Raw genomic sequence first — 8,915 nt, forward strand, 5'->3', positions numbered from 1 at the left:
CTAGGCCTGCGTCTGACGACTGGGCCGCCCCAGCCTGATCCCAGCCAACCGCTGCAGCCACGATTCCGCACCCCGCGGCGCGAGCGGTCCACTGCCCGTGCCGCTGCCGTCGCGCATCCCGGCGACCAGTTCGGCCAGCGCCTCCTTCGCGTCGTACCGCGGTTCCCAGCCGAGGTGGGCGCGGGCGCGAGTGGTGTCGATCAGCGGGGCCTTGTCGGCGAGGCTGAGCCAGCCCGGGTGCATCGGCTGCAACCCGAGCCGCCACGTCGGCAGGGCCAGGGTGGTGACCAGCCGCCGCGGCACCGGGACGCGGAAACCGCCGAACAGTTCGGCGAGGTCGTTGACGCCGAGCACCGGTTCGGAAGCGAGGTTGAAGGCACCCTCCGCGCGCTGGTCGAGCATGAGGCAGATCGCGTCGGCGACGTCGTCGGCGTGCACGACCTGGCCACGCAGACCACTCCACAGCGGCACCGGCAGCAGGCGGTTGCCGATCAACGCGGTGGGCAGGAGCGGGCTCAGCGTCCACCGCGCGAGCTGCGCACCGGAGTCGTACTGGGCGACGGCGCACGGCCGGAACACCGCGACCCGCACGTCCGGGTGCTGCCGGGCGAACAGTTCGACGAGGCGTTCCAGGCGCGCCTTGTCGCGGCTGTAGGCGCTGCCCGGGACGCCGGTGCGCGGCCAGTCCTCGTCGACGCGGGTCCAGCGCGGGGCCGGGGTGTAGGCGGCGACGGAGGACGCGCAGACCAGCTGCGGCACCCCGGCCTCGGCGACGGCGGCCAGGACCTCCTGCGAACCCTCGATGTTGGTCCGGTTGCGGGGCGGCTCGTCGACACCCGGGTGGATGGCCCAGGCGAGGTGGACGACGGCGTCCGCGCCCGCGAAGACCTTCGGCAGGACGTCCGGGGCGGAGTCGGAGTCGAGGTCGCAGTCGACCCACTGGGCGCTGTCATACGGTGGACGAGCGTCCGGAATCCGCCGCGCCAGCCCGACGACCTCCCAGCCCGGCCTGCGCGCGGCCGCGCGCAGGAACGCGGTGCCGATGCTGCCGGACGCCCCGGTGACCACGACCTTCATGCCGGACGTGTTCCACCGGGGCGGGTTCGCTAACCGCCGGGCACGGAACTTCTCAGTCCACCGGCAGGGCGGGCGCGTCCGGCGTCGCCACCGCCGCCAGCCGCGCGCGGACCGCCGTGCGGGCGTAGTCGTAGCGGGACGGGTCGTCGTGCAGGAGGGCGTCCTCGGCGGCGGCCCTGGTGAGCGCGTCCAGCTCGAAGGCCAGCTGCGCCGGGTCCACGTCGGGGTCGATCTCGCCGAGCTCCTGCGCCTCGGCGATCGTCGTGCGGTACAGCGTCTGCCAGTCCCGCCGACCGGCGGCTATCGCGTCGCGCACGCGGCCGGGGCGCGCGTCGAACTCGGCCGCGGTCGCGACGAAGAAACACCCGCCCGCGAACACCGGCTGCCGCACGTACGCCAGCCACGACTCGGCCAGCGCCCACACCCGCCGCAGCCCCGCCGGCGCCTTCCGCGCGGGCTTCACGACCTTGCCGACGAACACCTCGACGGCGGCGCGCACCGTCGCCAGCTGCAGCTCCTCCTTCGAGCCGAACTGGGCGAACACCCCGCTCTTGCTCACGTCCAGCTCGGTCGCCAGCCGGCGCACGGACAGGCTCTCCAGCCCCTCCACGGAGGCGATGTCCATCGCCCGGTCCAGGATCGCGCGCCGCGAGCGCAGCCCGCGCTGCACCCGCTTGTCCACGTGCACGTCAGCCACCCGGCCAGTCTATCCCGGACAGCCGTCCACCGCCTGCTCGATTCCCTGCGGAGAATTGCCGCCTACAACCGCGCGAACTTACCGTACGGGTGTCCACCAACTTGGAGGAGACGACATGCGAGCGGTACTGCAGCGGGCGTGGGGCGACCCGCTCGAAGTGGCCGAGGTGCCCACACCGCGGCCCGCCCCCGGCGACGTCCTGGTCCGGGTCTTCGCGGCGGGCGTCAACCCCGTCGACCACTACACCGCCATCGGCCAGGCCTACAACATGGTCCTGTCGCTGCCCCACACCCACGGCTGGGACGTCGCGGGTGTGGTCGAGCAGGTCGGCTACGGCGTGACGCGGTTCGCGCCCGGCGACCGCGTCTACGGCATGCCGTGGTTCCCGCGCGCGGCGGGCGCGTTCGCCGACTACCTGACCGCCCCAGCCCGCCACCTCGCGCCGATGCCGGAGGGGCTCGGCTTCACCGAAGCCGCCGCCCTGCCGCTCGCCGGGCTGACGGCGTGGCAGATCCTCACCGACGTGGCCGGCGTGTCGGCCGGCCAACGTGTCCTGGTCTCGGGCGCGGCCGGCGGCGTCGGGCACCTCGCCGTGCAGATCGCCAAGGCCCGCGGCGCGCACGTCATCGGCACCGCGAGCCCGCCGAAGCACGAGTTCGTACGCGCCCTGGGCGCCGACGAGGTGACCGACCACCGGACCGGGCCGCCCGCGCGGGACGTGGACGTGGTGGTCCAGATGTTCGGCGGCGAGCACGGCCTGACCGCGCTGCGCGCCCTCCGGCCGGGCGGACTGCTGGTCAGCGGCCAGTCCGCGTGGACGCCGGGCCTGCACGAGCGGGCCGCGGAACTCGGCGTGCGCGCGGCCGGCTACCTCGTCGACCCGGACGCGGCCGGGCTCTCCGCGCTCACCGATCTGGTCCACAAGGGACAGTTGTCGCCGCACGTCAGCGAAACGTTCCCGCTTACCGAGGCCCAGCGCGCCTTGAGCCTGCTCGCCGAGGGCCGCACCACCGGCAAGGTCGTCCTGACCGTCACCGACTGAGGAGGAACCGTGGAAAGCACAGTCCGCGCCTACGCCGAAGCCAAGAGCCGCGCCGACACCGGCGCCGCGCTCGCCCAGTGCCACCCCGGCGTGGTCATCGAAACCGTCCCCTTCCGGGCCGTCGCGCACGGCACCGCGGAGGCCGAGCGCCAGTTCGCCGGGTTCTTCCGCGCGTTCCCCGACTACCGCGTGCGCGCCGACTACCTGCGCACGGCCGGGGACCTCGTGGTCGGCTCGGGCACGATCAGCGCCACGATGCGCGGCGCGCTGGCCGGGATCGAACCGACCGGGAAGTCGTTCGAGCTGCCGTTCGCCTGCCACTGGCAGGTGCGTGACGGCCTGATCGCCCACGAGCGGTTCTTCTTCGACTTCCACTGGATGTGCGAGCAGCTGGGCCTGTCCACCGACGAGGCGGGCAAGCGGTTCACCGAGTGGCGGGAGGCGGCATGAGCACGTACGTCCTCGTGGCCGGCGCGTGGCACGGCGGCTGGTGCTGGGACCGCGTGGCGGCCCGGCTGCGCGAACGGGGTCACCGCGTGATCGCCCCGGACCTGCCGATGGACGCCGGCGCCGGCCTGCACACGCACGCCGCCGAGGTGGCCGCCCTGCTGGCGGACCTGGACGACGTCGTGCTCGTCGGGCACAGCTACGCCGGTTTCGTCGTGCGGGAGGCCGCCGACCGCGTGCCGGAACGCGTCGCGCGGCTGGTGCTCGTCGACGCGTGGTTCGGCCGGGACGGCGAGTCGCTGGACAGCCGCGCGCCGGGGTGGTTCACCGAGTGGGTGGACTCGATGACGGTCGACGGGCTGATCGGCGTGCCACCCGCGGCGGCCGTCGGCGTCACCGACCCCGCCGACGTGAAGTGGCTGGAGGCGAACATGGCCCCGCACCCGCGCCGGTCGTTCGCCGAGCCGACGACGCTGACCGGCGCGGTCGAGTCCATCCCCTGCCACGTCGTGGTGTGCCTGGACAACGAGCGGATGCCGCTGGCCCGCCTGGCGCGGGAAGCCGGGTGGCCGGTCACCGGGCTGCGCACCGGCCACGAGTGCATGGTCACCGCGCCGGACGAGCTCGCCGGGGTGCTCCTGGAGGTGTCCACTCAGGACTGATTGCCGGAGCCCGGTTCGGCCATCCGGCGGTGCATCGCCGCCTTCACGGTGTCCGGCACGGCCCGCGCCGCCGCGGCCTGGACCTTGTTGCGCGCCGAACCGGCGACCACCTTGTCCTTGCCTGCCATCATCGCGGCGAACCCCTGCTCGGCGACCTCCGCGGGATCGTCCTTGGGGCCCTGGGCGATCTTGGTGTCGGTCATCCCGGCGCGCTCGAAGAACTCGGTGTCGGTCGGACCCGGCAGCAGGGCGGTGACCGTCACGCCGCTGTCCTTCAGCTCCTCGCGCAACGCCTCGGCGAACGAGGCCAGGAACGCCTTGCTCGCACCGTAGACGGCCTGGAACGGCCCGGGGGTCATGGCCGCGACCGAGGACGTGAACAACACCCGGCCCGCCGCCTGCTCCACCATTCCCGGCAGCAGGCGGCGGGTCAGGTGCACGGCAGAGGTGACGTTCAGGTGGACCACGTTCAGCTCGTCACGCAGCGAGCCGTCCACGAACGCGCCGCCGACCCCGACCCCGGCGTTGACGGCCAGCGCGGCCAGCGGCCGGTCCACCGACCCGACCGCGGCGACCAGGTTCTCCACCCCGTCGTAACTCGCGAGATCGCCCCGCACGGCCAGGACCTGCGCGCCGAGCGCCAGCAACTCGCGCTGCGCGTCGTCCAGTTCCGCGTTCTCCGCGGCGATCACGAGGTCGTAGCCGTGCGAGGCGAACTGCTTCGCCAGCTCGCGCCCGATCCCGGTGGAGGCACCGGTGACGACCGCGAGCGGTCTGGTTCCTGTGTTCGTCATGGCGGGCGGTTACCCCGATCCGGGCCGCCCACTCGGGCTACGCGTTGCCGCGCGCCGCGCTGATGTCGCCGAGCGCCGACGACGGGTCGCGCTCGATCGCGGCGTCCCCGACCGACACGACGCCGACCGGCTGGTCGTGGTCGACCACCGCGATCCGCCGCACGGCGTGCTGCCGCATCCGCTGGATGGCGGCGTCCGCGGGCTCTTCCGGGCGCGCGGTGACCAGCTCGCCGCTGCACACCTCGCCGAGCGTGCAGCTCCGCGGGTCGTCCTTCTCCGCCAGCGCACGCACCACCAGGTCCCGGTCGGTGACGATGCCGGCCAGGCGGTCGCCGTCGCGCACCAGCACGTTCCCGATGTCCTTCTCCCGCATCGCCTGCGCGGCCTGCCGCACCGGGGTGTCCGCGGACAGCGTCACCGGGTTGCGGGTCATCACGTCGCGCACGACCTGCGCCATGGGTTTCCGACCTCCTCGCAGTCGTTGTCACACCTTCACCACAGGCCGTTCCCCGATCGGGGCCGCCGAAACCGGCTACCGTGTGACGGAGAGCTCCACCGGATCGGAAGGACGTCCCGTGACCGAGGCCTGGCACCGCCCGTTGCGGCACATCAAGGGCGGCGAACTGACCGGCGACACCGCGCAGACCAGCGGCATGCGGCGGCTGGAGGCGGTGTCCGGCAAGACAGCAGGCTCGGAGAAGGTCTGGATGGGCGAGACGCACGTCGGCCCGCACACCAATTCGGGTGACCACCACCACGGCGAAGCCGAGACGGCGATCTACGTCAAGTCCGGGCACCCGGTGTTCGTGTTCGCCGACGGCGACGAGGAGATCCGGCTGGAGACCGAGCCCGGCGACTACATCTTCGTGCCGCCCTGGGTTCCGCACCGCGAGGAGAACCCCGGCGACGAGGACGCGGTCGTGATCATCGCGCGCAGCAGCCAGGAAGGCATCGTGGTCAACCTGCCGAGCCTGTGGGCGCAGGTGGACCGGCCGGATTCCTGACCGCGAGCCCGATCCCCACTTCTCCGGGCTCTGTTTGTCGCCGTCGCGGGGGCACGTATGATCCTGGCCAGCGTCAAGCAGCCGGCGCCCAACGCCGTCCGAACGGCGGACGGCACCACGAGGCGAAGGGCTTGACGATGAACGACCCCAGGCGGATACATCCGCATTCATCCCCGCCGTGCTCGAACGTGCTGGGGGGCAGGCTCCGGTTCTGATCCACCCCGGATCCCGGATCACCCACCACATCACGGCACCCGTACACCGCCCGCGTTCCGCGCGGCGGTCCGGCGGCGTGCCCGGCAGCGCACTCGCGGAGAGAACCCACACATGACCAAATCCGAGCGGCCGGAGCCACTGGCCAGACTCGACGACGTCACCCTCGCACTGGAGAACCTGCGGCTCGGCATCGACGAAGAGGAGCCACTCGACGCGGTGCTGCGGCGGCTCGCGGAGACCGCCGTGAACGCGATCGCGGACGCCGACGCCGTCAGCGTCACGCTGCTCGACGACACCGGGCCGCGCACCGCGGCCACCACCGACAACCAGCTGACCGGGATCGACCAGGCCCAGTACGACGCGGGCGACGGCCCCTGCCTGCTGGCCGTCCGCACGCGCGAACCGGTCCGCGCGGTGTCCAAACAGGACGATGAGACGTGGCCAGGTTTCGCCGCCGCGGCGCAGGAGCGCGGTGTGCTGACGTTCCTGGCCGTGCCGCTGATGCTCGGCGCGGGCCGCGACGGCGACGAGCTCGTCGGCTCGCTGAACCTGTACAGCCGGGTGGATGGCGCGTTCGACCCGTTCGACCAGAAGCTGATGCGGTTGTTCACCGGCGCCGCCTCCGCGGCGATCAGCAACGCGCGCCGCTGGTACCACGCGCGCCAGCAGATCCGGCACCTGGAGAGCGCGCTCACCTCGCGCGCCGAGATCGACCAGGCGAAGGGGGTGCTGATGGCGGTGCACGGCATCAGCGCGAGCGAAGCGTTCGACCGGCTGGTGGACCAGTCGCAGCGGCAGAACATCAAACTCCGCCAGGTCGCCATCGACCTGCTGGAGTCCGTGCGCGCACGCTGACGCGCGGGCGGGTCAGACGCGGCGCATCGCGACCCGGGGCCAGCGGTCGAGTCCCCGAGCCGCCTCCGCCGCGCGGATCCGGCGCAGCCCGAGCGTCAGCTCGTCCCCGGCCAGGCGGACGAAGCCGCACCGCTCGTAGTACGGCGCGTTCCACGGCACGTCGGCGAACGTGGTCAGCGTCAGCGCCGGGAAACCCGCCCGCGCGGCCTCCTCGATCAGCGCCCGCCCGATCCCGCGCCGCGCCCGGGACGCGTGCACCGACACCTGCTCGATGTGCAGGGCACCGTCCACCGGCGCCGCGACCAGGTACGCCACCGGTTCCGGGTCGTCGGCCACCCACGCGAAGGGGTAGCTCGCGAGCTCCGCGGGTGTCGGCAGCACGTCGTCGGCGATTTCGGGCATCCCGATGTCCCGGAAGCACTCCCCAGCCGACCGTTCGACCTCCGGCAGCCGGTCGAAATCGGCCGCGGTCGCAGTCCTGATGCGCATGCCGGACAGTGTGACCGGGTACCGCCACATCGATGGCACGAATTTTGTCCCCCTGGTACTGGTTGCGGCGGGCCGCGCGCTTCCCCGGACGGGAGCGCGAGGCCGTGCTGCAGGCGGTCAAGATGGCGCTCGCCGCGGTGCTCGCCTGGCTCGTCGCGCGCGTGGTCATCCCGTCGCCGCAGTCGTTCATGGCGCCGTACGCCGCCGTGTTCCTGATGACCGCGACGGTCTACCGCTCGCTCACCAACGCCGCGCAACAGACCGCGGCGCTGCTGCTCGGGCTGGCCCTCGCCTACGCCGCCGCCCACCTGATCCCGCAGCCGGCGCTGGCGCTCGCGGCCGCGGTGTTCGTCGGGATGCTGCTCGGCCAGTGGCACCGGTTCGGCGGCAGCGGCATCTGGGTCGGGGTGACCGCGCTGCTGATGATCTCCTACGGCACCGCGGGCAACCTGCTCTACCTGGCCGAACGCATGGGTGAGAGCCTGCTCGGCGCCGCGATCGGGGTGGTGGTGAACACGGTGGTCCTGCCGCCGGTGCACCTGCGCCACACACGCGACGCGGTGACCGCGCTCGCGGCCGAGGTGCGCGACCTGTTGCAGTCGATCGCCGGCGACCTGCGCGACGACTGGGACACCGACACCGCCACCCGCTGGCTGCGGCACGCCCGCCGCCTCGATTCGACGGTGGTGCGGGCCGACGAGGCGGTCAGCTGGGGGCGCGAGAGCGTGCGGTTCAACATCCGGTGGCTGGTGCACCGCCGCCGCGGGAGCCTGCCGCTGCCGTCGGCCTTCGAATCGCCGCTGAGCGTGCTCAAGGAGGTCTCCGAGCAGGTCAAGCGCATCACGGAGGCACTGGTGACCGCCGCCCAGCAGGACGAGGCCGACCCGGAGTTCACCGCGGAGTACGCGCGGTTGCTCGACCAGCTGGCCGGCGCGGTCGCGTGCCTGGACCAGAGCGACGACCGGCTCGCCGACCTGCCCGGCTACCTGGACGAACTGTCCGCGCACCACCGTGAGCTGGACGGCAGGCTGCGGTTCGACCGGGTCACGACGGTGATGCGGCAGGCCGAGGATGCGGCGCTGCTCGCGGTGGCCCGCTCGGTGCGGGTGCTGGAGACGGCCGCGCCGCGCTGACCTGTTTGGGCTCGCCGCGGGCGGCAAGCCCAAAGGCGGGAAAGGAGGGACGACGATGAACCGCACCACGACCCGGGAGAGCCTGGAGGCCGCGCTGCAGGACCTGGATTTCCCGGCGGAGAAGCCGCGGATCCTGGAGTGCGCGGAACGCAACGGCGCCGACGACGACACGGTCGCCGCGCTGCGCGCGATCCCGCCGGTGAGCTACGGCAGCTGGACCGAGCTGATCTCGGCCGCCCGCGTGGAGTCCGACGACGACCGGAGCTGACGTCGCGGTGGCGCGGCCGCGCACCGCGCCACGGCGCAGCTCCCCGGACGGCGGTGCACCGGCTCACCGGTCGGCGAATGCGCGGCCCACCGCCCGGCCACCGTGCCGACGCACTGCCCGCCGAGCGCCCCGGCCCGCCGTGCCGCGAACGCCCAGGCCCAACGCCCACGCGCGCCCCGGCTAGCCACCCGGCCACCGCGCCGAGGCACCGCCCGGCAAGCACCCCGGCCT

12 protein-coding genes are annotated in these 8,915 nt (G+C 73.2%); 7 read left to right on the forward strand and 5 right to left on the reverse strand.

The features are described from left to right. Entirely contained in the window at positions 1-1,077 is a 1,077-nt protein-coding gene (locus tag AMY39116_RS0338815) for an NAD-dependent epimerase/dehydratase family protein (RefSeq protein WP_020422981.1), read from the reverse strand. A 52-nt stretch (positions 1,078-1,129) separates the two neighbouring features. Beyond that, a complete protein-coding gene (locus tag AMY39116_RS0338820; protein ID WP_020422982.1) occupies positions 1,130-1,774 on the reverse strand; it encodes a TetR/AcrR family transcriptional regulator in 645 nt (214 codons plus the stop codon). A 115-nt stretch (positions 1,775-1,889) separates the two neighbouring features. Here AMY39116_RS0338820 and AMY39116_RS0338825 point away from each other — a divergent pair, with 115 nt between their 5' ends. From AMY39116_RS0338825 to AMY39116_RS0338835, 3 genes are read left to right on the forward strand one after another with little or no spacing between them, the layout of a single operon-like run. After that, the gene (locus tag AMY39116_RS0338825; protein WP_020422983.1) at positions 1,890-2,816 is read left to right on the forward strand and encodes an NADP-dependent oxidoreductase; all 927 of its coding nucleotides are present in this window, start codon (positions 1,890-1,892) and stop codon (positions 2,814-2,816) included. Between the two features lie 9 nt (positions 2,817-2,825). Continuing rightward, positions 2,826-3,266, forward strand: a complete 441-nt coding sequence (locus tag AMY39116_RS0338830) for an ester cyclase (protein WP_020422984.1) — start codon at positions 2,826-2,828, stop codon at positions 3,264-3,266. Next, a complete protein-coding gene (locus AMY39116_RS0338835) occupies positions 3,263-3,925 on the forward strand; it encodes an alpha/beta fold hydrolase (RefSeq protein WP_027936612.1) in 663 nt (220 codons plus the stop codon). Before AMY39116_RS0338830 ends, AMY39116_RS0338835 begins: the two co-directional genes overlap by 4 nt. Here AMY39116_RS0338835 and AMY39116_RS0338840 read toward each other — a convergent pair. Further along, on the reverse strand, positions 3,916-4,719 hold the full coding sequence (locus AMY39116_RS0338840; RefSeq protein ID WP_020422986.1) for an SDR family oxidoreductase: 804 nt from the start codon (positions 4,717-4,719) through the stop codon (positions 3,916-3,918). The genes AMY39116_RS0338835 and AMY39116_RS0338840 overlap by 10 nt on opposite strands. Before the next feature lie 37 nt (positions 4,720-4,756). Further along, positions 4,757-5,176 (reverse strand): CBS domain-containing protein, encoded by a 420-nt coding sequence (locus tag AMY39116_RS0338845; RefSeq protein ID WP_020422987.1) that lies wholly within the window; start codon positions 5,174-5,176, stop codon positions 4,757-4,759. 118 nt (positions 5,177-5,294) lie between these two features. Between AMY39116_RS0338845 and AMY39116_RS0338850 the strand changes: the two genes are divergently transcribed. Together AMY39116_RS0338850 and AMY39116_RS0338855 are read left to right on the forward strand one after the other, a co-directional pair. Continuing rightward, complete coding sequence (locus AMY39116_RS0338850) at positions 5,295-5,723, forward strand: cupin domain-containing protein (protein WP_020422988.1); 429 nt, start codon at positions 5,295-5,297, stop codon at positions 5,721-5,723. Positions 5,724-6,050: 327 nt separating this feature from the next. Beyond that, positions 6,051-6,794, forward strand: a complete 744-nt coding sequence (locus AMY39116_RS0338855) for an ANTAR domain-containing response regulator (RefSeq protein ID WP_020422989.1) — start codon at positions 6,051-6,053, stop codon at positions 6,792-6,794. Positions 6,795-6,806: 12 nt separating this feature from the next. Here AMY39116_RS0338855 and AMY39116_RS0338860 read toward each other — a convergent pair whose 3' ends face one another. After that, positions 6,807-7,313, reverse strand: coding sequence for a GNAT family N-acetyltransferase (locus AMY39116_RS0338860; RefSeq protein WP_020422990.1), 507 nt, complete (start codon positions 7,311-7,313; stop codon positions 6,807-6,809). 2 nt (positions 7,314-7,315) lie between these two features. On the opposite strand from AMY39116_RS0338860, the gene AMY39116_RS44280 reads away from it, so the two are divergent. Further along, on the forward strand, positions 7,316-8,416 hold the full coding sequence (locus tag AMY39116_RS44280) for an aromatic acid exporter family protein (protein WP_039792048.1): 1,101 nt from the start codon (positions 7,316-7,318) through the stop codon (positions 8,414-8,416). Between the two features lie 55 nt (positions 8,417-8,471). Beyond that, positions 8,472-8,684 carry a DUF2795 domain-containing protein gene (locus tag AMY39116_RS46680; protein ID WP_020422992.1) on the forward strand — a complete coding sequence of 71 codons (213 nt, stop codon included), beginning with the start codon at positions 8,472-8,474 and terminating at the stop codon, positions 8,682-8,684. The last annotated feature ends 231 nt before the right edge of the window (positions 8,685-8,915 follow it).

The sequence above is a fragment of the Amycolatopsis sp. ATCC 39116 genome (assembly GCF_000231075.2).
In the GTDB taxonomy this organism is placed as follows: Bacteria; Actinomycetota; Actinomycetes; order Mycobacteriales; family Pseudonocardiaceae; genus Amycolatopsis_E; species Amycolatopsis_E tucumanensis.

Bases quoted from the DNA above. Each gene is read 5' to 3' on its own strand.
- AMY39116_RS0338815 (WP_020422981.1), bottom strand. From the start codon at position 1,077: ATGAAGGTCGTGGTCACCGGGGCGTCCGGCAGCATCGGCACCGCGTTC.
- AMY39116_RS0338825 (WP_020422983.1), top strand. From the start codon at position 1,890: ATGCGAGCGGTACTGCAGCGGGCGTGGGGCGACCCGCTCGAAGTGGCC.
- AMY39116_RS0338835 (WP_027936612.1), top strand. From the start codon at position 3,263: ATGAGCACGTACGTCCTCGTGGCCGGCGCGTGGCACGGCGGCTGGTGC.
- AMY39116_RS0338840 (WP_020422986.1), bottom strand. From the start codon at position 4,719: ATGACGAACACAGGAACCAGACCGCTCGCGGTCGTCACCGGTGCCTCC.
- AMY39116_RS0338845 (WP_020422987.1), bottom strand. From the start codon at position 5,176: ATGGCGCAGGTCGTGCGCGACGTGATGACCCGCAACCCGGTGACGCTG.
- AMY39116_RS0338855 (WP_020422989.1), top strand. From the start codon at position 6,051: ATGACCAAATCCGAGCGGCCGGAGCCACTGGCCAGACTCGACGACGTC.
- AMY39116_RS0338860 (WP_020422990.1), bottom strand. From the start codon at position 7,313: ATGTGGCGGTACCCGGTCACACTGTCCGGCATGCGCATCAGGACTGCG.
- AMY39116_RS44280 (WP_039792048.1), top strand. From the start codon at position 7,316: ATGGCACGAATTTTGTCCCCCTGGTACTGGTTGCGGCGGGCCGCGCGC.
- AMY39116_RS46680 (WP_020422992.1), top strand. From the start codon at position 8,472: ATGAACCGCACCACGACCCGGGAGAGCCTGGAGGCCGCGCTGCAGGAC.